18 protein-coding genes are annotated in these 21612 nt (G+C 65.5%); 13 read left to right on the top strand and 5 right to left on the bottom strand.

Features of this window, described 5'->3' with window-relative positions:
* Positions 1 to 130: 130 nt before the first annotated feature.
* The 3 genes from C1A15_RS08020 to nrfD are packed head-to-tail and all read right to left on the bottom strand — an operon-like array spanning position 131 to position 2398.
* Positions 131 to 1072: a slipin family protein gene (locus tag C1A15_RS08020; protein WP_101722074.1), complete on the bottom strand. Its 942-nt coding sequence runs from the start codon at positions 1070 to 1072 to the stop codon at positions 131 to 133.
* Positions 1056 to 1535, bottom strand: a complete 480-nt coding sequence (locus tag C1A15_RS08025) for a GntR family transcriptional regulator (protein WP_245864973.1) — start codon at positions 1533 to 1535, stop codon at positions 1056 to 1058. Before C1A15_RS08025 ends, C1A15_RS08020 begins: the two co-directional genes overlap by 17 nt.
* The gene (gene nrfD / locus C1A15_RS08030; RefSeq protein WP_101722075.1) at positions 1532 to 2398 is read right to left on the bottom strand and encodes an NrfD/PsrC family molybdoenzyme membrane anchor subunit; all 867 of its coding nucleotides are present in this window, start codon (positions 2396 to 2398) and stop codon (positions 1532 to 1534) included. The genes C1A15_RS08025 and nrfD overlap by 4 nt, the downstream gene beginning before the upstream one ends.
* A 289-nt stretch (positions 2399 to 2687) precedes the next feature.
* Here nrfD and C1A15_RS08035 point away from each other — a divergent pair, with 289 nt between their 5' ends.
* The 11 genes from C1A15_RS08035 (at position 2688) to C1A15_RS08085 (ending at position 16870) form a co-directional block, all read left to right on the top strand.
* Complete coding sequence (locus C1A15_RS08035; RefSeq protein ID WP_101722076.1) at positions 2688 to 5414, top strand: molybdopterin-dependent oxidoreductase; 2727 nt, start codon at positions 2688 to 2690, stop codon at positions 5412 to 5414.
* A 78-nt stretch (positions 5415 to 5492) separates the two neighbouring features.
* Complete coding sequence (locus C1A15_RS08040) at positions 5493 to 5999, top strand: 4Fe-4S dicluster domain-containing protein (protein WP_342746816.1); 507 nt, start codon at positions 5493 to 5495, stop codon at positions 5997 to 5999.
* A complete protein-coding gene (locus C1A15_RS08045; RefSeq protein WP_101722078.1) occupies positions 5996 to 6871 on the top strand; it encodes a TorD/DmsD family molecular chaperone in 876 nt (291 codons plus the stop codon). Before C1A15_RS08040 ends, C1A15_RS08045 begins: the two co-directional genes overlap by 4 nt.
* Positions 6872 to 7114: 243 nt before the next feature.
* Positions 7115 to 8290 carry a radical SAM protein gene (locus C1A15_RS08050; RefSeq protein ID WP_180953038.1) on the top strand — a complete coding sequence of 392 codons (1176 nt, stop codon included), beginning with the start codon at positions 7115 to 7117 and terminating at the stop codon, positions 8288 to 8290.
* Positions 8291 to 8364: 74 nt separating this feature from the next.
* The gene (locus C1A15_RS08055; RefSeq protein WP_101722080.1) at positions 8365 to 9255 is read left to right on the top strand and encodes a LysR family transcriptional regulator; all 891 of its coding nucleotides are present in this window, start codon (positions 8365 to 8367) and stop codon (positions 9253 to 9255) included.
* Between the two features lie 183 nt (positions 9256 to 9438).
* Positions 9439 to 12312 (top strand): molybdopterin-containing oxidoreductase family protein, encoded by a 2874-nt coding sequence (locus C1A15_RS08060; protein WP_101722081.1) that lies wholly within the window; start codon positions 9439 to 9441, stop codon positions 12310 to 12312.
* 3 nt (positions 12313 to 12315) lie between these two features.
* Entirely contained in the window at positions 12316 to 12894 is a 579-nt protein-coding gene (locus C1A15_RS08065) for a 4Fe-4S dicluster domain-containing protein (RefSeq protein ID WP_101722082.1), read from the top strand.
* Entirely contained in the window at positions 12891 to 13778 is an 888-nt protein-coding gene (locus tag C1A15_RS08070) for a TorD/DmsD family molecular chaperone (RefSeq protein ID WP_101722083.1), read from the top strand. Before C1A15_RS08065 ends, C1A15_RS08070 begins: the two co-directional genes overlap by 4 nt.
* A gap of 8 nt (positions 13779 to 13786) precedes the next feature.
* Complete coding sequence (locus tag C1A15_RS08075) at positions 13787 to 14557, top strand: DmsC/YnfH family molybdoenzyme membrane anchor subunit (RefSeq protein ID WP_101723745.1); 771 nt, start codon at positions 13787 to 13789, stop codon at positions 14555 to 14557.
* Positions 14558 to 14664: 107 nt separating this feature from the next.
* Positions 14665 to 16107 carry a DUF362 domain-containing protein gene (locus tag C1A15_RS08080; protein ID WP_101722084.1) on the top strand — a complete coding sequence of 481 codons (1443 nt, stop codon included), beginning with the start codon at positions 14665 to 14667 and terminating at the stop codon, positions 16105 to 16107.
* A 109-nt stretch (positions 16108 to 16216) separates the two neighbouring features.
* A complete protein-coding gene (locus C1A15_RS08085; RefSeq protein WP_245864974.1) occupies positions 16217 to 16870 on the top strand; it encodes a flavodoxin in 654 nt (217 codons plus the stop codon).
* On the opposite strand, the gene C1A15_RS08090 is transcribed toward C1A15_RS08085, so the two are convergent.
* Both C1A15_RS08090 and C1A15_RS08095 read right to left on the bottom strand, forming a co-directional pair.
* A complete protein-coding gene (locus tag C1A15_RS08090; RefSeq protein WP_101722086.1) occupies positions 16867 to 18888 on the bottom strand; it encodes a hypothetical protein in 2022 nt (673 codons plus the stop codon). The two genes, C1A15_RS08085 and C1A15_RS08090, sit on opposite strands and share 4 nt — an antisense overlap.
* A 61-nt stretch (positions 18889 to 18949) precedes the next feature.
* A complete protein-coding gene (locus tag C1A15_RS08095) occupies positions 18950 to 19801 on the bottom strand; it encodes an aldo/keto reductase (protein ID WP_101722087.1) in 852 nt (283 codons plus the stop codon).
* Between the two features lie 115 nt (positions 19802 to 19916).
* On the opposite strand from C1A15_RS08095, the gene C1A15_RS08100 reads away from it, so the two are divergent.
* Together C1A15_RS08100 and C1A15_RS08105 are read left to right on the top strand one after the other, a co-directional pair.
* Positions 19917 to 20771: a LysR family transcriptional regulator gene (locus C1A15_RS08100; protein ID WP_101722088.1), complete on the top strand. Its 855-nt coding sequence runs from the start codon at positions 19917 to 19919 to the stop codon at positions 20769 to 20771.
* A 323-nt stretch (positions 20772 to 21094) separates the two neighbouring features.
* Entirely contained in the window at positions 21095 to 21586 is a 492-nt protein-coding gene (locus tag C1A15_RS08105) for a flavodoxin (RefSeq protein WP_101722089.1), read from the top strand.
* Positions 21587 to 21612: the final 26 nt, after the last annotated feature.

A 21612-nucleotide genomic window follows, 5' to 3' on the forward strand; every position in this document is an offset into this window, starting at 1 on the left:
AGCTTGCCGAGCGTGCGGCGTCCCTCCCCGAAGGCCCCGCGATCGCGGGGCCTTTTCGATGCGCGAGCGGGCGAGCGCATCGTGCGCCTGCTCGCGCATCGGATCGTGTTGGAACACCGCCGAGAGCGGACTACTTCTTCTCGCGTTTGAACCCTTCCGAATAGGCACTGGGAATTACCAGCGTGCCGTTCGACTCCTTCACGCCCTCGCTCAGCAGGTGCATCGAACGCAGTTCGAAGGCCATCTCGTCTTTGCGGTATATCTCCGTCGCTTCCAAGAGCATGGCGGCGACGTCCTTCTCCACCTCGGCGAGGACGATGCGTGCATCCTTCTCGCGTTCTGCTTTGGCGGCGGCGGCCATATCCCGCTGCAGCTCTTTCGGTATCACGATGTCGCGGATTTCTACCGAGATGATCGATACGCCCCACGAGCTGGCCTTTTCTTCGATCTTCTCGCGCAGCTCCTCGTCGAGCTTGTCGCGATGGATAGTCATATCGGAGATGCTCTTCCGTCCGATGGCGTCGCGCAGCGCGGTTTGCGAAGCCATGGACACGGCATCGTAGTAATTCTCCACTTCCAGGCAGGCCTTTTCGGCGTCCCACACCATCCAGAACACGGCGGCGTCCACGTTGACGGGAACCAGGTCGGAAGTGAGGGTTTCCTCGGCCCCGAAGCCGGTGAGCATGACGCGCAGGTCGGCGCGCAGGGCGATATGCTCGAGGAAGGGGACAGTGAAGTACACGCCCGGTCCGGCCATGCGGTTGAACGTGCCGAACCTGAGAACCACCACGCGCTCCCATTGCGAAGCGATGCGCACCGTGAAGATGGCGACGACGGCGGCGGCGAATCCGATGCACAGCACCCAGATGTTCATTTCGCCCGCGATGGCGAAACCGATCGCGGCAACCGCTAGGAAGACGACGACGAACACGAATGCCGAGAACACGTTGGGCGCGTTGTCGTCGACGTGCCGGGTGCGAGGCGAGTTGATCGCCTCGATCTCCGAGCTCCTTGAGCTTCCGATGGCTCTGCCCGAGCCGGACGCTTTCGATTTGCTAGCTAACGATCCCATAGTCCCGCTTCTCCTCTTCTGCTTCACGCGCTTTCTGCTCAAGAGCATCCACTTTCGCAAGCATGCGCTCTCGCACATCCCGATACGTCAGGCCTTTCGACCGATATTGAGCTATGCAACTGTCCAAAAGAGCATCGATGGCGTCCTCCTCGGATCCTCCGGGTTTCGCATCCTTCTGCACGTACATCCCGCGACCTCGCACCGAGATGATGAGCCCTCCCAGCTCCAGATCGCGGTAGGCCTTCGTCACGGTGTTGTAGTTGATCCGGGCGTCGGCGGCGAGGCTGCGCACGCTGGGCAGCTGCTCGCCCGCTTTGAAGTGGCCCGTTCTGATGAGATAGGCGATGCGGTTGCGCAACTGCGCCCAAATGGGCAGGTCGGAGGTCTCGTCCACTCTGAATATCACGGTTTCGGCGTTGTTCATTTCTTCCTGTTCCGGTAGGTGCTCGGCTTCGATGTTCATTGGATCCCGCAGACGATGACGCAGTACCGGAGGCAGAGTCCTCCGCAGAGGCAGATCGTATCGGAAACGGGTATCGTGCGGCATTCTTTTCGGGTGATGGCGTAGGTTTCCAAGACTGCGGGCACGACGATGCCGAAACCGATAGCGCCCACGACCGCGATCGGGAGCATGTCAGGTGAGAGCAGCAGCGCCCATGCATCGTTCGCATCGGGATTGCGAAAGGCGGCGCTTACGAACAGCGCGAGTGACGCGGCTTCGGCCGCAAGGCACGTGAGATGGCAGGCTTGCATCGGCCGCGCCGCGCGCAAAAGGAGCGTTTGATCCTTGATGAAGTAGTCGACGAGCAAAAGCAGCGATATGCCGCACGAGAGGGACGAGCAGACGAACAGGGCGACGAGCCATGCGGTGTTCCAGAAAGCGACGGCCGGGTTGCCTGCCAAGAAGATGCCCGTGTACGCCATCACGGCGATGGAAAGGACGCAGCAGAGCGTTTCGAACGCGCGGCGGCTGCGTGCTCCGCCCAGGCGAAAGCGGAACAGCGAGCCGAGGACCAGCAAGGTGCCGAGAATGGCGAGCGCAGCCAGCGAGTACGCTCCGAACGTGATCGCGGTTGCATGCGGCCTTAGGAACACAAGCAGCGCCTTCTGGGGATATTCGAGATCCCACAGGAGCATGAACAGGGCGAACACCAGCATAACGAGGCAGACTACGTACATGCGGCTGCGCAACGACTCGAACGCCCGATTGTGGCGAGGAGAATGCTCGGAGCGTCGGGCGAGAAGGCTCCATGCGGCCATCGCGAAGAAGCCGCCGGCGGCTGCCCCTCCCAGGAACAGGTACGCTATGACAAGGTTTCCGTACATGCTTCCTCACGTCGTTGCCGTTCATTGGGCTCATTATCCTACAAAACCAAGAAAACTGGAATACCTATTGACTGAACCGGTGAATCGCAATAGTATGACACCAACGAATGAGGGGGAGTCGTTCGGACATCCTAGGCACACCGTGGGACCCGTTATCTCGTTCGGATTCGAGCAGCGCACGAGCGGGCCGCGCTGCGGGGGAGGCCGATGAAACGATCTTTTCGCATCGGCTCAGGGCGGATAAGCGCATCGTCCGATAAGATGATGCACGATGGACGAGGAGTGACGTATGGCTTTGCTTGACAAGACAATCGCTCGCCGCAACTTCCTGAAAGGAAGCGCCGCGGCAGCTGCGGCGGTTGCGGCGACCGGGCTCGCCGGCTGCGCGCCGAAGAGCAACGACGGCGATCCCGCGGCGTCGAACGGCGATGCGAAACCGCATGTGGTCGCATCGGATACCCAGGTCGTAGAGTCGAACGGCGAATGGGTGACGGTCGATTGCTGGGGCAACTGCGGAGGGCGCTGCATCAACCGGGTGTTCGTGCAGGACGGCGTAGTGCTGCGTCAGAAGACCGACGATGCGCCCGACGATACCGTCGAGAAGCCGCAGCAGCGCAGCTGCCCGCGCGGCCATTCGCTGCGGCAGCACGTATTCAACGCCAATCGCGTGAAATACCCCCTGAAACGCAAGAGCTGGCAGCCCGGTGGCGGCGAGAACGCGCACGGGGAGCTCCGCGGGGAAGAGGGTTGGGAGCGCATCTCATGGGACGAGGCGCTCGACTACGTGGCATCGGAGCTTCGCCGCGTGTACGATGGGTACGGCCCCCGCTCGGTCGTGTGCATGGGCACCGATTGGCCGGTGCTCAACATGCTGGGCGGCCGTTTGCAGTGGAACGGAACGGAATCGTACGGCAACTGGTACAACGCGCCGGTTCGCATGGGCGGCGAGTTGGGCAACGGGTTGCCGGACTGCATGCTCACCAACGATCGGCTCGACTTGCAGAACGCCGACACCATCGTGTTCCTCGGCATGAACCCCGCATGGCACAGCGCCGGCAATCCTATGTACTATTACCGCCTCGCCAAGGAGGCGGGGGTCGAGTTCGTCATCGTCGGACCCGAGTACAACGTCTCGGCAAGCGCCCTCGAAGCGCGTTGGATCCGCGTGCGACCAGGCACGGACACGGCGTTCTTTTTCGCGGTCGCCTACGAGATGATCCGTCTCGACAAAGAGCAGGGAGACGTGATCGACTGGGATTTCCTCCATCGGTACTGCGTGGGCTACGATGCGGAGTCGATGCCGGAAAACGCTTCGGTCGACGAGAACTTCCAATCCTACGTTCTGGGCGAGTACGACGCGACGCCGAAGACCCCGGAGTGGGCAAGCGAGATCTGCGGCACGCCCGTTGAGGATATCTCCTGGTATGCGAACGAGATGCGCAAGTCGCGCAACGTGATGCTTCTGCACAACTACGCGCCCTCCCGCTATCGCGGCACGGTCGATCTCGCCCAGCTGTTCCTCACGGTTGCCTGCATGGGAGGTCACCTCGGTCGCTCCGGCAACGCCGTGGGCGCGACGTTCTCCATCGAGTCTGCGAACAGCGGCACGAAGCTGGTGAAGGTGGGCGCCGCGTCCAAGGGCGGCTCGGCGAAGAACACGCTCGAATACTCTCAGCTGCCCAAACCCACCATTTGGAGGGACATGGACGCCGGACACTACATCGGGTACGGCGACTACCGCAACGGCCCCGTGGACAACGGGTACAGCGAGCCCAAGGAATTCGATTTCGATCCCAAGATCATCGTCAACGACTTCCACAACTCGCTGCAGGCGACCGAGGACATCAACACGGGCATCAAGGTGTTCAAGAAGATGGACATGGTGGTGAATCTCGATTACCGTTACACGCTGACCGGTCAGTACGCCGATATCCTGCTTCCGTGCTTCACGGCATGGGAGGGCAACCTCGACGCCGAGCAGGGAGAACTTGACGTAGCGACGAACGGGCCCATGCGCATGTCGCGTGCTCAGTGCAACCGCGATCTGGCGATCTTCCCCCGCCCGGTGACGATGCCGTTGTTCGAGAGTCGCAACGAGGACTGGATCTACTCCCAGATCGCCGAACGCCTCGACCTTGATCCATCCGTCATGTTCCCCATCAGCAACATGCAGGCCTATTTCGACAAGTTCCAGACTGCCGAGTACCTCGATCCCGAGGATGGCGCGACGTACAAGCGTCTCATCACCATCACGCAGGAGGACATCGATGCTTGGGGGGTCGAGGGCGAGCCTCAGGAGGGTATCGTGACCATGGCCGAAATCCTTGAAAAGGGCTACTACCAGGTTCCTCGCTCGACGAGCGACAAATTCAGCTACTACGGGTACAGCGCATTCGTGGACGACCCCGACAACAACGCGCGCCGATCGGAAAGCGGGAAGATCGAGATCTACTGCCAAAGCAAGGCCGATGCGGTCAATCTCATGAAGTTCAACGAAGAGCCCCTCAAGCCGTATGCGACGTTCCATACGACGACGTACCAGGAAAGCTTTGCCGACTGGGAGGCGGGGGAGAAGGGATCGTACCCGTTCCTGATGCTGCAGCCGCACTATCTGCGCCGATCGCACACCGCTTACGACGAGGCGACCTGGCTTCGCGAGGCATGGCCGAATCCGGTGTACATCAGCGTGGAAGATGCCGAAGCCAAGGGGATCAAGACCGGCGACACGGTGCTCGTGTTCAACGACGCGGGGAAGATCCTCCGTATCGCGAGCGTGCTCAACACGATGATGCCCGGCCATATCTCCGTGCCGCACGGCGCGCGCACGTACATCGATCCGGAAACGGGGATCGATCGAGGAGGCAACGAGAACATGCTCGTCGACCATAAGACGCAAGATGAGTTCTGCCCTCAGACCGACGGCTACAACAGCTGCCTGGTGGATTTCGAGAAGTACGACGGCGAGCCGCTCGAGCTCGATTGCACGTTCGAGCCGGTTCTGTGGACGGAGGGGTAAGAGATGACGTTGGGATTCTTCTTCGATGCGACCCGCTGCGCCGGGTGCCATGTATGCCAAATCGCCTGCAAAGATCGTATGGACTTGCAAACCGCCGGCGCGGTGCCGCGCCGCGTGACCTCGTACGAGGCGGGATCGTATCCCGAGGCGACGATGTTCCACATGAGCATCGGCTGCAACCATTGCGAGAAGCCTGCCTGCGTGGCGAACTGCCCGACGGGGGCCATGTTCAAGGATGCGAAGTCGGGCGTCGTCCTGCACGACGACGACGTGTGCATCGGCTGCCGCTCGTGCATGGCGTCGTGCCCCTACGGTGCTCCGCAGTTCGATGAGGAGTTGCAGCTTATCGTGAAGTGCGACAGCTGCAAAGCGCTTCGGGATGCCGGCATGAACCCGGTGTGCGTCGATGCCTGCATGATGCGCGCTTTGGATTTCGGCGATCTCGACGAGCTGAGGGAGAAGCACGGGAGCGACGCGGTAAGCGACGTGCCGGCGATCCCCTCTGCCGACAAGACGAACCCGAACCTGCTGATCAAGCCGTCTGCAGCTGCCGCGCGAGACGACTTTGCGGAGATCGTGCTGTGAGCGCGGCCGCTTTCGTCCCCGCCTCGTCGGAGGCGGGGACGGCGGCTCGCGACGAGCTGCTTTCTTTGGAAGCGCTTTTGGTTGCCCGCGCCTACGCCTACGAGCTGTTCCACAAAACGTTCGGCGGCGAGCCGACCGAAGCGCTGCTCGCGGTTATCTCCTCGCCGGAAACCGAGGACGTGCTGGACGAGTACGCCGCCGAGAGCGAGACGCTGGCGAACCTGAAGGCGTTCGCGCGCGGACTTGAGAAGAAGGTGGGCGGCGAGGGGTTCCTCGATGAGGTGCGCGACGAGTTCGCGCGCTTTTTCGAGGGGCCGGCCGACCTGCCGGCTCTTCCCTGGGAATCCACCTATGTGGGCAACGAATCGACCGTGTTCCAGGCAAGCACGCTCGCCGTCCGCGAGGCGTACCGGGCGCAGGGGCTGCGGGCGACGTGCTTCAAGCGCATGCCTGACGACCACGTGTCCATCATGTGCTCGTTCATGAGCCTCCTCGCGCTGCGCACGCTCGATGCATTGCGTTCGCGGGACGGCGAGGCGATGCGCGCGCTCCTGGCAGCCCAGCGCGCGTTCGTGGACGACCACATGGCGAACTGGCTGCCCGCGTATGCCGCAAACGCGTGTCATGTGCGGATCGCGCACCTGTATCCCCAGTTCGCACAAGGAATCGCCGCATTCGCGCAGGTGGAATCCGCGTTTCTTCCTAAAGCGTTGGGCTGGGTGAACGATAATTCGGCCTGCGGTACGCTGTCTCCGGATGTCGTCGAATACGATTCCTCTGAGTACTTCAGCCAGGTTGAAGGGGCTCTTGGACGGCTTTCAGCGTTGGAGCTCAAAGGTATCGGGGACAACGAGGTGTCGCCGCTCGATTGACGATGGGCGTGCGGTTCGTTACGGAAAGGGGAGGGTATGATCGAACGCATCGACGAGACGAATCTTGGCGCTATCGTCAATCCGTCCTTTCGGGAGTACGCCGCCCGGTACGTGCGCATCGAGCGACGGTTTCGCGAAAGCGTCGCCGCGCTGGGGCTGCCGTTCGAGGATTCTGAGGATCGCGCCCCTCGCGAGGAGGCGAGGAAATGCGGATGCGTGGGATGCCCTCGCGAAGCCGCGCCGGTGCTTCCCGAAGGCTTGGCCTCTTATAGAGGGCGAGGGCTGACCGTTGCGAACGATGGCAAGAGCCTTTTCGCTCGTTGGCGTTCCGATGCCTGCGCAAACTGCCGGCTCGGCGTTCATGCGAAGACGTTCCTCTTCTCAACGCAGTGCCCCCGTCGGTGCTTCTTCTGCTTCAACCCGAACCAGGAGGGTCTCGAGGCGAACCTGCACGACGCGGTGCGCGAGCTTGAAGAGTGCGCCGAGCGCGGTGCGATCTTCACGCACTTGGCTCTAACGGGCGGCGAGCCTCTGCTCCATGCAGAGGAGACCGTGCGCTTCTTCCGTCGAGCGCGCGAGCTGTACCCCGATGCCCATACGCGCCTCTACACGAGCGGCCTGTTCCTCGATGAGCCGTTGATGGAGGCGTTGGGAGACGCGGGCCTGCGCGAGATCCGTTTCAGCGTCAAAACCGAGGACGACTCCGCCGCCATCGAACGTGTTCTGGATACCATCGCCTGCTCGATGGCGTACCTGCCGGACGTGATGGTGGAAATGCCCGTAGTGCCGGGAGAGCTTGATTTGATGAAACGGCTCTTAGTTCGACTCGACGGCATCGGGGCGAAAGGCATCAATTTGCTGGAATTGGGCTACCCTTTCGCGAATGCCGAAGCTTTTGCGCATCGAGGGCTCAAGATCAAAGCCGATCCGCTTCGGGTGTTGTACGACTATCAATACGCAGGCGGCTTGCCGGTGGCGGGCAGCGAAGAGGATTGCCTGCTCCTCCTGCGATTCGCGCTCGACGAGGGGCTGCGCATGGGCGTGCATTACTGCTCGATGGAGAACAAGTTCACCGGGCAGATTTATCAGCAAAACGCCCCGCATGACGCACGGTACCCATGGTGCGTCATGTCTCGGAAGGACCACTTTCTGAAAACAGCGCTGGTTTTCGGAGAAGATGCGTTTCGCGTACATGGGGTTTTCGCCGATCGCAAGGTCCCGAAGAAGCACTATCGCTACGAGAACGACCATCTTGAATTCGACCCTGAGCTCATCACGCTCCTGGCAGAAGCGCTCCCGCTCGTCGAGGTCGGCCTCGGCTATCGTGTGATAGAACGGCGCGAAGGCGAATGGGTGCAGCGGGAAGTGCGTCTCGATCACGTCGTTTTGGAGACGTTCGACTTCGATAGCGATGTGTGAGGCGCCCTGGGCGCTCGACGCTCCCATGGTACCATGGCGTCATCCTTCGTTCGGCTAGAGACGGGAGCATGCGCATGGAGCTGCGAACCCTTCGGTATTTCTTGACCGTCGCTCGCGAGGGCAGCCTCACCCGGGCGGCGAACGTGCTGTACGTGACACAGCCTGCCCTTTCGCGTCAGCTCAAGTCGTTGGAGGAGGAGCTGGGGGCGAAACTGCTCGTGCGGGGAAGCCACAGCGTCACCCTCACCGAGCAGGGGAGCCTGCTCAAGCAGCGTTCCGAGGAGATAGTGCAGCTCGCCGACAAAACCGTTGCCGAGTTCGCCGCTCCCGCCGACGCGATAGCAGGCGACGTGCACATCGGGGTGGGCGAGTCCTACACGTCGCGGTTCCTCGCGCGCGTCGCTCGGGAGCTGCAGGATCGGCATCCCGGCATCCGCTATCGGCTCTACGACGGCAACGCGGACGATCTCGCGGATCGGCTCGACGGCGGGCTGCTCGACTTCTGCGTGCTCATCCAGCCCGCCGACCTCTCGAAGTACCACCACGTGCGCATCCCCGAGAAGGACTCGTGGGGCCTGCTGATGAGACGTGACAACCCTCTGGCGGAAAAGGCATCCGTCAGCCCCGGCGACCTCGCCCACGAGCCGCTCATCTGCTCCGACCAGACCATCGTGCGCACGCTGTCGCACAACACGTTCATCGATTGGTTCGGCGAGGGCTTCGAGAAGCTCAACATCGTGGCCACGTACAACCTCATCTTCAACGCCACCCTGTTCGCGGCCGAGGGGTTCGGGAGCGTTCTATCGCTTGAGAAGCAGGTGCGCGTCGACGAGGCCGGTGTGCTGTGCTTCCGCCCGTTGGAACCGAGGATGGAAGTTGAATCGGACATCGTGTGGAAGAAGCACCGTATGTTCTCTCCGGCGGCGGAGGCCTTCCTGCACGCGCTCGACGACCATCTCGCGTAAGGGCCTCTCGCCCGCCCGAAGTTTCTCGACGCGGGTTTCCGTCGGAGCCGGTCGATCACTTATGGATGCCTATAAAGCATACTCAACTACTCATTATAGGTATTAGCTTTGTCCTTTTCCCGGACGCACAATGGAGGCACCGGATCGGCACGAGGTGCCGGCAGGGGGAAAGGAGAGACGAAGATGAGTTTGTTGCACAGCACCATGAGCCGCCGCAGCTTTCTGCGAGCGAGTGCGGGGGCCACGGCCGCCGCGGCGGCGCTCGGCCTCGCCGGTTGCTCGGGCGCGGAGGCGCCGGCACGCCGAGCGGACGACGACGGCGCGCTGGTCATCGCGTCGGATACGAGCGTCATCGGCGGGGAGGGGGAATGGGTCCCCATCCACTGCCATCAGAACTGCAACCAGATGTGCCTGAACATGGGCTACGTGGTGGATGGCGTGGTGGTTCGCCAGAAGACGGACGACGCTCGCGAGGACCGCTTCGACTGCCCGCAGCAGCGCGGATGCCTGCGCGGCCGCAGCCTGCGCCAGCAGGTGTACAACGCTGATCGCATCAAGTATCCCATGAAGCGCAAGCATTGGCAGCCCGGCGGCGGCGAGGGCGCCCACGGCGAGCTGCGCGGCAAGGACGAGTGGGAGCGCATCGGCTGGGACGAGGCGCTCGACTACGTGACCGACGAGCTCAAGCGCGTGTATGCGGAATACGGCCAGGACGCCGTCATCTGCAACGGCTGGCGCTGGGCCCCCGCTTCGGCCATGTTCCCCGTCATCGGCGGGGCGGTGTACAACACCGAGACCGAGTCGTTCGGCTGCTGGGCGTTTCAAACCGAGGCGCTGGGCCTGTACTCGCACGGCGACCATCCCGACCTCATGATGGGCCCCGACAAGTACGACCTGCCGAACGCCGACACCATCGTGCTGTACGGCTGCAACCCCGCGTGGGCGCAGCACTCCAGCATGTACTGGCTGAACAACGCCAAAGAAGCGGGCACCGAGTTCGTGTACGTGGGCCCCAGCTACAACGTGAGCGCCGCGCAGCTGGGCGCGCGCTGGATCCGCGTGCGCCCCGGCACCGACACGGCGTTTTTGTTGGCCGTGATCTACGAGATGATCCGCTTGGACGACGAGCGCGGCGACGTCATCGACTGGGACTTCGTGAACGAGCGCACGGTGGGCTTCACGCCCGAGACCATGCCCGACGATGCGGCCGACGACGAGAACTTCCGCGACTACGTTCTGGGCGCCTACGACGGCCAGCCGAAGACGCCGGAGTGGGCGAGCGAGATATGCGGCACGCCGGTGGAGGACATCGCGTGGTACGCGGAGCTGGCCGGCAAGAACAACAAGGTGGTCTTCTTCCACAGCTATGCGGCGTCGCGCTACCTGGGTGCGGAGAACCTGCCGCAGGCGTTCATGACCGTGTCGGCCCTGGGCGGCCACTACGGCAAGTCGGGGCACGGCTCGGCCGCCATCTACACGTGGGACGCAGGCGATTCGGGTTACCGTCTCATCCAGCATGCGGGCGGCGACTACGGCTATATCGACAACCTCGTGGGCTCGCCGGGCGCCACCGGGCCGAACCGCTGCATCGAGGGCAACTCGTGGTGGAGCTCGCTTGCGGAAGGCCGTTACCTCTCCACGTCGGCCGGGCCCTACGATCTGGGATCGGGCGACGATCCCGCCAAGCTGCGCGCTAACACGCCCACCTACCACGAGGCGCGCGAGATGCCCGTCAACCCGCGTCTCTTGTTCCAGACGAACTCCAACTTCATGCAGACGCGCGGCAACCTGCCCACGGCCATCGAGGTGATGCGCGCTGCGGACACGTGCATCTCGCTCGAGATCAAGTTCTCGCTGACCGCGCAGTTCGCCGACATCATTCTGCCGGTGGCCACGCACTGGGAGGGCAACGACGACGAGGCCTGGGGCGAGCTGTGCTGGCCGAGCCCCTTCGGCGACGGCAACGGTCAGAAGCAGCGCAAGGACGCGCTTCTGGCGTGGCGCCCGCTCGTGAAGCCGATGTACGAAGCGCGTGAGGAGAAGCGCATCTGCCGCGACATCATCGAGCGCATGGGTTTCGACCCCGACGAGGCGTATCCCAAGAGCAACTACGACCAGTGGCTCGGCTACTTCCTGGGGATGCGCGAGCTCTCGAGCGACCTGTCGCGCTGGGAACCGGTGATCGCCTGGACGGCCGCCGACAACGAGAAACACGGGGCAAACTACCCGGAGCAGGAGGGCAAGGTGGGCTTCGACGAGTTCATGGCGCAAGGCTCCTACGTGGTCGAGCGCTCCGCCGACGACCGGCGCAACTACGTGGGCTACCGCGACGACAAGCTGGGCATCGGCGGGGACGGCACGTCGGTGACGGTTGCCGACCCCGCATGGCCGCGTCCGTCCCGCTCGGGCAAGCTGGAAATATACTGCCAGTTCAAAGCCGACAACGTGAACCGAGTGGGCCTCAACCCCGAGCCCATCAAGCCCTATGCGAACTACTTCGTGCCGAACCGCGGCTACCAGGAGACGTTTTCCGACTGGGGCGCCAAGGCGAAGGGCCCCTATCCGCTGCAGGCGTACACGCCCCACTATATGCGCCGTGCGCACACATGCTATGACAACATGACGTGGACGCAGGAAGCGTTCGCCAACCCGGTGTTCATGAACGCCCAGGATGCCGAGGAACGCGGCATCGCGGCCGGCGACACGGTGGCATGCTACAACGAGTTCGGCCGCATGCTTCGCCGTGCCCAGCCCTTGCACGGCATGATGCCGGGCACGGTGGCTATCCCTCACGGCGTTCGGACGCTGCTCGACGAGAGCGATCCCGAACGCATCGTCGATCGCGGCGGAAGCGAGCAGATGCTCTCCGACGGGCAGCAATCGAACTACTTCCCCCAAGTGGACGGGTACAACAGCCTGCTCATCGAAATCGAGAAATACGACGGCGAGCCCCTGCCTGCTGACTGCGATCGCGGCCCGTTCCTGGCGCCCGGCATCGATGCCGAGGACACGTCCGCGTACACCGTCCGGGGCATCTACGAGAACGAGGAGGCGTAAACCATGAGCTTGGGATTCTACGTTGACCTGCAACGCTGCATCGGCTGCCGCACCTGTCAGGTGGCGTGCAAGGACCGTCGCGACCTGCAATCGGCCGGCCCGCGCCCGCGCAGGGTGGACTCGTTCGAGTGCGGGACGTATCCGGACGTGAGCCTGTTCCACCTCGCGCTGTCGTGCAACCACTGCGACGAGCCGGCGTGCGTGGCGGGCTGCCCCACGGCCGCCCTGCATAAGGCCGACGACGGCACCGTGCAATACGATGCCGATCGCTGCGTGGTCTGCCGCAACTGCATGACGGTGTGCCCCTACGGCGCGCCGCAGCACGACGAGGACGCGAACCTCATCGCGAAGTGCGACGCCTGCAAGGCGCTGCGCGACGCGGGCCGCAACCCCGTATGCGTGGACGCGTGCCCCATGCGGGCCATCGAGTTCGGCGAGCTGGACGAGCTGCGCGCTGCGCACGGGGACGATCTGACGAGCGAACTGCCCGTGCTGCCGAGCGCCGACGTCACGCGCCCGAACCTGCTGCTGCGCCCGAGCGCGGGAGCGCTGCGCGAGGATTTCCGCGAGGTGACCCTGTGAGCGCGGCCGAGGCGGCGACGGCGGCCGGGACCGCGGAGGAGGCGTTCGCGCTCGAGGAGCTGCTGCTGTTCCGCGCCTATCTGTACACGCTGTTCCACAAGCTGCTCGGCGCCGCGCCGGACGCGGCGGCGCTCGACGCGCTGCTGGGGCGGGAGACCGCCGAGGTGGTGGGCGCCTACGCTGAAGACGACGCGACGATGCGCGGGTTCGCACGCTTCCTGGAGGGCCTTGCCGCGCGCGAGGACCGCGCGGCCCTGCTCGACGAGGCGCGCGACGAGCACGTGCGGCTGTTCGTCGGCCCCGGGCCGCTGCCGGCGTTCTCCTGGGAGTCGCCCTACCGCTCGCACGAGCCGTCGCTGTTCCAGGAGAGCACGCTGGCCGTGCGCGCCGCCTACCGTGCGCACGGGCTCGAGCCGAAGCGGCTTGCGCGCGTGCCCGACGACCATGCGGCCCTGCTGTGCGCGTTCCTGGCACGGCGTTCGGGTGTGGCGCTGGCGGCGCTGTGTTCGGGCGACGCGAACGGGCTCGCCGTCGAGCTGCGCGACGAGGAGGCGTTCGCGGCGGCGCATCTGACGAGCTGGCTGGACGCGTTCGCGAAAGCGGCGCGGCGGTCGAAGACGGCGGTGCTGTACCCGCAGCTGATCGAGGCGCTTGCGGCGTTCGCTCGGGTGGATGCCGTGTTCCTGGCCGAGGCGGCGTACTGGGCCGAGGGCCTGGCCGCCGAAGGGGCGCCCGTCGGTGCGCCGGGCGTGCGGCGGGGGAGCGTCGAGGCCCGCGCGCTCGAGGCTGCGCGCGAGGCGCTTGCGGCGCTCGAAGCGCTGCGCCCGTACGGCATCGAGGATTACGAGCTTGTTCCCGCGCGTTCGTGCGCGGGAACGCGATGAGGATGGTGATGGCATTGATTACCGAATTCCCCCTGTTCGCGTTCACGATCCTGGGCGGCATGGCTGCCGGGGCGTACGCGGCCGCCGCGTGCTTTGCGGACGACGGGCGAGAGGCGAAGCGCCCCTGGTTGTTCCCGCTCGTGTGCCTCGCGCTGTTGGGCGTCGGGCTCTTGGGCGTGCTCGGGCACCTCGGGCGCCCCGAGCGGTTCCTGCTGGCGATGAGCAACCCCGCGTCGATGATCGCGGAGGAGGCGTACTGGTCCATCGCGTTCGGGGTGCTGGTGCTGGTCGATTTCGTGCTGCTTCTGCGCCGTGGCGCGAGCCCGCGCGCCGTGCGCGTCGCGGCCGCGGTGGCCGCGCTCGGGCTCATGGGCGTCATGGGGTGGGCCTACTTCACGAGCTACGGCAACCCTGCCTGGGCGATGTGGCAGACGCTGCCGCTGTTCGTGGCGGGCGACCTGGCCATGGGCGCGGCGCTGTGGGCGCTGTTCCGGGGCGAGGGCGCGTACCGCTCGGGCGCGTTCGCCGCGGCCTTCACGGTCGTCGGTGCGCTCTCGATCGCTTCGATCGCGCTGACAGCCGCGCACTTCGCCTCGCTCGGCTACGACGCGCTGCCGTTCGCCGCGGCCGTCGTACTGGTGGCGGCGGGCGTCGCGTTCGGCCTGCTTGCCTGGAAGGGCAAGCTCCCGGCCGCAGTCGGCCAGGCGGCGGCGTTCGCCCTCGTGCTGGCCGGCGTGGCAACCGCCCGCTACGCCTTCTACGCCGCCAGCATATTGTAGCGGGTGTCCCAAATGGGGGCAGCCCCCATTTGGGACATGGTTCCGCTTGACCTGAAGTGCGCTCCAGCCGCTATGGTGGCGGGAAGCCGACGACGAAAGGGGTCGCGATGAACGAGACGAAGAGTGCCTGCAAGGCCGCCTGCATGGATCGGCGCACGTTCGTCATGGGCGCGGCTGCGCTCGGGGCGGCGGCGCTTTCGGGCGGGGCGCTGGTCGGCTGCGCAAACGGAGCTAAGGAGTCGGCGGCGACGCCCGAACCAGCCGCCCCCGAAACGCCGGCGTCCGCACCCGATGCGCCGCGCGCCGCGCAGCTTCCCTACGATTCGGCGTTCCCGCCGCACGAGCCCCTCGGGCGCGGCGTGGGCGCCCTGCCGGGGCGCGTCGCCTGGGTGCGCGACGCGGCGGCCGTGACCTGGGACGGGTCGGGCTACTGGTGGCAGCGCGAGCACTTCGACGAGGACGCGGTGCGGCGCATGGTGGACGACGGGATCGCCGCCACGGCGGGTGCGGACGACGCGGCGTCCGGGTGGCGGGCGCTGTTCGAGGCGCACAACGCCCGGGTCGGGCGCAACGGCGGCTACCGGGCGGGTCAGAAGATCGCCGTCAAGGCAAACATGAACGGCGCGGGCACGAACGGCTCGGACGTCGACAGCGCCATGAGCTATACGACGCCCGTGCTGCTGAGGGCGCTGCTGCTCTCGCTCGTGGAGGATGCGGGCGCGGCGGCGTCCGACATCACAGTGTACGACGTGTGCCGCATCGTCCCCGAGCACGTGCGCGCGCTGTGCTCGGAGGGCGCGCTCGCCGGCGTGCGCTTCCGCTACAACGACGAGGGCGGGCCGAACGACGCCGTCGGCGACGAGGGCGCGCCGATCAGGTGGTCCGCTGACGTGGCCGGCGACGCCAACGTCGCGCCCGCGTGCGTTTCGGAAGCCGACTACCTCATCAGCCTCGCCAGCCTCAAGGGCCATTCCTACGGGCTCACGCTCAGCGCGAAGAACCACTTCGGCTCGCTCGTCAATTCCAGCCGCCTGCGCCCGCCCGAGGCCGCGGGCATCCATCGCTACGTGTCCGGCCAGGCCATGGGCATGTACACGGTGCTCGTCGACCTGCTGGCGAACGCGAGCCTCGGCGGCAAGACGGTGCTGTGGATGCTCGACGGCCTCGTGCCCGCCACGTCCGAGGGCGCATCGGTCACGGCCGAAGCCGCCCGATGGGAGGGCGAGCCCTTCGACGGCGGCTTCGCTGCCAGCCTGCTGCTGTCCCAGGATCCGGTGGCGCTCGACTCGGTGGGCGCCGACTTCCTCATCAACCAGCCGGCGGTCACGTCGCGCAACGCCGCGCTCGACGGCAACCTGGGCGTGGAGAACTACCTGCACGAGGCCGCCCTCGTCGCCGCGCCGCCGTCGGGCGCGGCTTACCGCGACGGCGTGGACGGCCCGGTGGGAAACCTCGGCGTGCACGAGCATTGGAACAACGCGGTCGAGCGTCTCTACAGCCGCGACCGTGGCGAAGCGGAGGGCATCGAGCTCGTCCGCATACTGCGATGAGCCTGCGCACATGCAATCTCCATTTGACCTGGAGCCAGCTCCAAGGCGTAGAGTTCAAGGCGAATCAGACGATCGCAAGCGATGGGAGACACGTATGAAGAAGCGAGACATGGATCGGCGGACCTTCGTGATGGGGTCGTTCGGTTTCGGCATGGCAGTGCTCGGCGGCGGGATGCTGGCCGGGTGCGCGGCGGGCGACGAGTCCGCGGCACCCGAAGCGCCCGAACCCGTAGCGGCACCTGAAACGCCCGAGCCTGCGGCGGCCCCCGAGCCGAAAGCCGGCGGCGGACGCGCCCTCGTGGCGGTGTTCTCGTACTCGGGCACCACGCTCACGGTGGCCGAGCGCATCGCCGAGGCGACGGGGGCCGATCTCTTCCGCATCGAGACGACCGACGCGTGGCCCGACGACTACGACGCCATGACGGCGCAGGTGCAGCGCGAGCAGGACGAGGGTTATCTGCCGCCGTTGGCCGCCGCCGTAGAGGACTGGGATGCTTACGATACCGTATACCTGGGCCATCCCATCTGGTGGGGGCAGCTGCCGCACGTCGTGCGGTCGTTCCTCGCGCAGCACGACCTGGCGGGCAAGACGGCGGCCCCGTTCTCCACGAGCAGCTCGAGCGGCAACGCAGCCGCCCTCGACGCCCTGCGCGAGCTGTGCCCCGAAGCCGATGTGCGCGAAGCCCTGCATCTCACGCGCGGCAGCCTTCCCGGCGCGCTTGACGAGGTGGAGCCGTGGATCGGGGGGCTGGCGCGCGCCTAGCGTTCCGCAGGCTTTCCGGCGCGTGTGATACGGCGTCGGGAGGCGACGGCGAATGCGGCGGCAGCGAAACAGGCGAGGGCGGCGGTGTCGGCGACCGCAGAGGCCGCCGCATCGCCGGTAGGGGCGAGCTTGCCGGGTGCTGGGAGCGCTGCGGTCTCGGTGGGCGCGCCCTCGCTCGTGGGAGGGGCGGTCGGCTCCCCGGGCGTGTCTTCGCTCTGATCGCGAGCCGTCACCGTGAACGTGCGGCTGGCGAACGACAGGGTGGAGCCTGCCGTGCAGCGGTACGCCCCTACCACTTCATGCAGGTCGGTCTTCGCCGATAGCGGCCCTTCGTAGGGCACGAATCTGAGAGGGTCGACGTAGCTATCGTCGGTCGCCTCGAAGCAGAACAGCTGCCCGCCGGGCGCGTCGTGTGCGAAGGACAGCACGATGGGATCGCCTTCGCTCAGCTCCCCGCCGTCGGGGTCCGCCTGCACGCGAACGGCCACCGGCAACGGCGCGTCGCCGCTTGCATAGGCGATGCGCGGATCGGCTTGGGCGTCGACCGCGAATGAGCCGCCTTCAACGTCGACGGCCGTGAACGAGCCGCCGCCCGGTATGGCCGCTGCAGGTTCGGCGATGTAGAGGAGCGGCACGTCGGAGCCGAACACGGTGGATCGTGCGGCCGGGTCATTGGACAGGCTGCGCGGCCCCGTCTTCTCGCGCAGCAAGACGGCCATCCCGAAGTTCTCCACGAGTTCGTCGAAGGTGCGCACAACGCAGTCTTGCCCCTCGCCCAGGTACCCGATCTTTTCCAGCGCTGCGGTCAGCGCGTCGCGCGTGCAGGTCTCGTACGTTCCCTCGTCGTCGGTCGCGCTCTGCGCTTCCATCACGGCGCGGTAGATGCCCTCGCCTCCGCGCATCGTGCCGTCGGCGCTCGCGAGCCCTTCGGTCTGCGAGGCCAGATAGAGTCCGAACAGGAACCACGCGCCGTACGACGAGGCGGATTCGGGACGGTCGACGCCGGGCACGTAGTCTTCCTCGTAAACGAACGGCGGCAGGTAGCCCTGATTGCCCGTAATCATAGCGAGCGCCGTGGGGTCGTCCGTCTCGATGCCCATGAGGCCGATGGCCGCCTGAGAGAACGCCTCGTTCAACCAGGAGTCGCTGTATCCTCCGGTACGGGCGTAGTTGATGAGGTGCTGAAACTCGTGGACGAGCGTCGAGAGGGCCAGGTCGGCGTCGAAGGCGTCGGATGCGGGGGAGCCTTCGTAGAGGCTGGCCGCGTTCACGTGCAGCGCATCCATGACGTTCCCTGTCGCGTAGTCGTCTGCGCCTGCTTCGAACAGATCACCGCCCTGGAAGAAGCCCATCACGTTCTCGTATCCCTCGAGGAAAGGGTAGAACACGAACGCGGCGCGCCCGTCGCCGTCGACGTCGGCTCCGCCTTCGTCGCGCCAGTCCCCGAACAGCTTCACCTCGCGATCGATGAACTCGTGCAGGTTCTCCGCCAGCAGGTCGAGGTCTTGCGGCAGGACGGCGTCCGGATGCTCGGTATCCATCCAGAACGTATAGTTCTCGCCGACGGCCACGCATTCGATGGCGAAGTCGGCCTTCCCGGCGCGGTAGTCGCTGTAGAACGCGCGCGTGTCGCCCACCTGCGGCTCCGAGGCGGCAAGGGTGCGCGATCGGGCAGAATTGCTTGCAAGCGCGTGTCCTTTCGACGGTGTTTGCAGATAGGGCGCGGCGCAGACGGGGGATGCGGCTGCTCCGTCGGCAAGTTCGGCGGCTGCGGCGCCATCCTCGGCAACCGATGCCGCCTCGTCGGTTGGAAGGAGGCAGGTCGGCGTGCGCGCTTCGAGCTCCTCGTCGCTTCCGATGGGCATCGGGTCGATCGCCGCAACCGTCGATCCGGCGAGAGCGTCGTCGTGGGCGGGCGCCTCGGCGGCGTGCGCGGCGGGGACGGTGCCGCATGCGAGCGCCGCCGCCAATCCGACGGCGGCGGCGCGCTGAGTGAACGAGAGGGCATGAGGGCGCATGGGTCTCTTTCGGAGGATGAGGGCCTTGTCGAACCCAGTATAGCGCGTCTCCTTTCCGGCGCTACATCACGCGCTGGCCGAAGTCGGCCATGGACTCGACGAACTCAGGGTCGTAATGGCTGAAGAAGAGGCTTTCCCCCGTATCGAGCGCGCGCAGGGCGTCCATGTCCTCGCCGTCCAGCTTGAAGTCGAATACCTCGAGGTTCTCCTGCATGCGCTCCTTGCGCGACGACTTGGGAATGGCTGCCACGCCGCTTTGCACGAGGAAGCGCAGCGCCGTCTGCGCAACCGTCTTGCCGTGCTTCGCGCCCACGGCCGCGAGCACCGGGTTTGAGAAGAAGCCGTTGCGCCCCTCGGCGAAGGGTCCCCAGGATTCGTGTGCCACGCCGTAGCGGTCCATAACCTCGCGTGCGGTGCGCTGTTGCTGGAACACGTGCGTCTCCACCTGGTTCACCATGGGCTTGATCTCGCTGAATCGACAGAGGTCGACCAGACGGTCCGGGTAGAAGTTCGACACGCCGATGGCGCGCGCCTTGCCGGAGCGGTAGGCGGCCTCCAGGGCCCTCCATGTTCCGTAGTAATCGCCGAAGGGCTGGTGGATCAACAGCAGGTCGACGTAGTCGCACCCCAACTTGCGCAGGGAGCCGTCGATGGAGGCCGCCGCGTTCTCCTCGCCGGCGTGGTAGATCCACACCTTGGTGGTGAGGAACAGCTCGTCGCGCGCCACGCCGCTTTTCGCGACGGCGCGCCCGACGCCTTCCTCGTTGTAATACGTCTGGGCGGTGTCGATGTGACGGTAGCCGACCTCCAGGGCGTCGCTCACGCAGCGTTCTGCATCGTTTGCGTCCACCTGGTACACGCCATAGCCCAAAAAGGGCATTTGCACACCATTGCTCAAAGTGAGGTATTCCATGTCGCTTCCTTTCGTCGTGATATATCCTCTATGCATAGTATGCAGAGCGAAATGAAAGAAGTACAATGCAAATAGCAGATATTGAATGCATGAAACGCATACTGGAGGTTGAGCGATGGAATTGGAGCAGCTGAGGCAGCTCGATGCGGTGGCATCGTGCGGGACGTTTTCGGCTGCTGCGGAACGCACGAACATCTCGCAGCCGGCGCTGAGCCGCTCGATGCGCCGCCTCGAGGCGGAGCTGGGCGCGAGCCTGTTCGAGCGCACCAGGAACAGCGCGGAGCTCAACGAGGCCGGCCGGCTGGCGCTCGAGCATGCCCAGGGCATCCTGCGCGACGTCGCCCGCATGCAGGAGGACCTCGACGGCCTGCATGCTCGCCGCAGCATGCTGCGCGTCGGCACGTGCGCGCCCGCGCCGCTGTGGCGGCTCATGCCCGCCATCGCCGAGCGCCGCCCCGAGCTTGTGGCCAACCCCGAGACGATGCCTGTGGCCGAGCTCGAACGCAGGCTGCTGGACGGCAGCCTCGATTTCGCCATACTGCCGCATCGCCCGGAGGGGGAGGGCGTGCGGGTGGCACCCATCATGCGCGAGGACCTGTGTGCGTTCCTGCCGCGCTCGCATCCGCTGGCGGGCCGCTCCTCCCTCTCGCTTGCGGAGCTGGACGGCGAGACGTTCCTGCTGTACGCCGGGGTCGGGTTCTGGCGCGGCATCTGCGAGCGCCTCATGCCGCGCGCCCACTATGTCACGCAGGGTGACTACCTGGTGTTCAGCCAGCTGGCGCGCACCTCGCCGCTGCCGAGCTTCGTCACCAACGAGTCCGAGCTGAAGCGTGCCGGCCTCGACCGCGTGTCCGTTCCGCTCGAAGACGCCGACGTGCACGTGACGTTTTACCTGGCCATGCGCGATCGGTCGGACCATTCGCTGGGCGAGCTCATGGATTGGCTGGAGCGCCGGCTGGCCTTGAGCTGATGCCGACGGATTCCTCTCTTGACTTCAAGTTCGCTTCAGGTACTACGAGAGCCTTGGGTTTGAGCGCGGGCGGGGCTTGCGTGTGGATTCATGCAGGCCCCGCCTTGCCCGAAGCGCTACGACGCCTCCGGTGCGAGGCCGTCGAGGTAGGTCGATTTCGCGAAAAATCAAGCGCGAATTTTCGAGCAGCCGCGCCGTTCCGGATGAGGGAGCGCGTGCCGGTGGGGCCTTTCTGCGCTTCCGTGAAATACCCCGTTGACTTCGAGTTCGCTCCAGGTACTACGATGGGATCGCAACCGATTCGAGCAAAAGGAGACCCTCTCATGACGAACGACAAGAAAATCCTCGTGGCGTACTTTTCCGCAAGCGGCGAGACGGAGCGGCTCGCGCGGACGATCGCGCAGACGACGGGCGGCGACCTGCACGAAATCGAGCCCGCCGTGCGCTACACGGCGGCCGACCTCGATTGGAACGACAAGCGCAGCCGCAGCAGCGTCGAGATGAACGATCCCTCCTCGCGCCCAGCCGTCGCAGGCCGCGTAGGCAACATGGACGCCTATGACGTCGTGTTCGTCGGCTTCCCCATCTGGTGGTACGTGGCGCCGACGATCGTCAGCACGTTTCTGGAAGCCTACGACTTCTCGGGCAAGACGGTCGTGCCCTTCGCCACGTCAGGCGGAAGCGGCTTGGGCGGCACCGAGTCCATCCTACGCGCCTGCTGCTCGCCGGCGACGACGTGGAAGCCCGGCAAGCGCCTCTCGAGCCATGCAAGCGAAGCCGAGGTGGCCCGCTGGGTGGAGGGCCTCGGGCTGTAGCGTCCGGTCGCGCGCAGGTTGCGGTA

The organism is Eggerthella timonensis (assembly GCF_900184265.1).
Taxonomy (GTDB): Bacteria; Actinomycetota; Coriobacteriia; order Coriobacteriales; family Eggerthellaceae; genus Eggerthella; species Eggerthella timonensis.

Coding starts and splice junctions, on each gene's coding strand:
- C1A15_RS08020 (WP_101722074.1), bottom strand. CDS start 1,072: ATGGGATCGTTAGCTAGCAAATCGAAAGCGTCCGGCTCGGGCAGAGCC.
- C1A15_RS08025 (WP_245864973.1), bottom strand. CDS start 1,535: ATGAACATCGAAGCCGAGCACCTACCGGAACAGGAAGAAATGAACAAC.
- nrfD (WP_101722075.1), bottom strand. CDS start 2,398: ATGTACGGAAACCTTGTCATAGCGTACCTGTTCCTGGGAGGGGCAGCC.
- C1A15_RS08035 (WP_101722076.1), top strand. CDS start 2,688: ATGGCTTTGCTTGACAAGACAATCGCTCGCCGCAACTTCCTGAAAGGA.
- C1A15_RS08040 (WP_342746816.1), top strand. CDS start 5,493: ATGGACTTGCAAACCGCCGGCGCGGTGCCGCGCCGCGTGACCTCGTAC.
- C1A15_RS08055 (WP_101722080.1), top strand. CDS start 8,365: ATGGAGCTGCGAACCCTTCGGTATTTCTTGACCGTCGCTCGCGAGGGC.
- C1A15_RS08060 (WP_101722081.1), top strand. CDS start 9,439: ATGAGTTTGTTGCACAGCACCATGAGCCGCCGCAGCTTTCTGCGAGCG.
- C1A15_RS08065 (WP_101722082.1), top strand. CDS start 12,316: ATGAGCTTGGGATTCTACGTTGACCTGCAACGCTGCATCGGCTGCCGC.
- C1A15_RS08075 (WP_101723745.1), top strand. CDS start 13,787: ATGGCATTGATTACCGAATTCCCCCTGTTCGCGTTCACGATCCTGGGC.
- C1A15_RS08080 (WP_101722084.1), top strand. CDS start 14,665: ATGAACGAGACGAAGAGTGCCTGCAAGGCCGCCTGCATGGATCGGCGC.
- C1A15_RS08085 (WP_245864974.1), top strand. CDS start 16,217: ATGGATCGGCGGACCTTCGTGATGGGGTCGTTCGGTTTCGGCATGGCA.
- C1A15_RS08090 (WP_101722086.1), bottom strand. CDS start 18,888: ATGCGCCCTCATGCCCTCTCGTTCACTCAGCGCGCCGCCGCCGTCGGA.
- C1A15_RS08095 (WP_101722087.1), bottom strand. CDS start 19,801: ATGGAATACCTCACTTTGAGCAATGGTGTGCAAATGCCCTTTTTGGGC.
- C1A15_RS08100 (WP_101722088.1), top strand. CDS start 19,917: ATGGAATTGGAGCAGCTGAGGCAGCTCGATGCGGTGGCATCGTGCGGG.
- C1A15_RS08105 (WP_101722089.1), top strand. CDS start 21,095: ATGACGAACGACAAGAAAATCCTCGTGGCGTACTTTTCCGCAAGCGGC.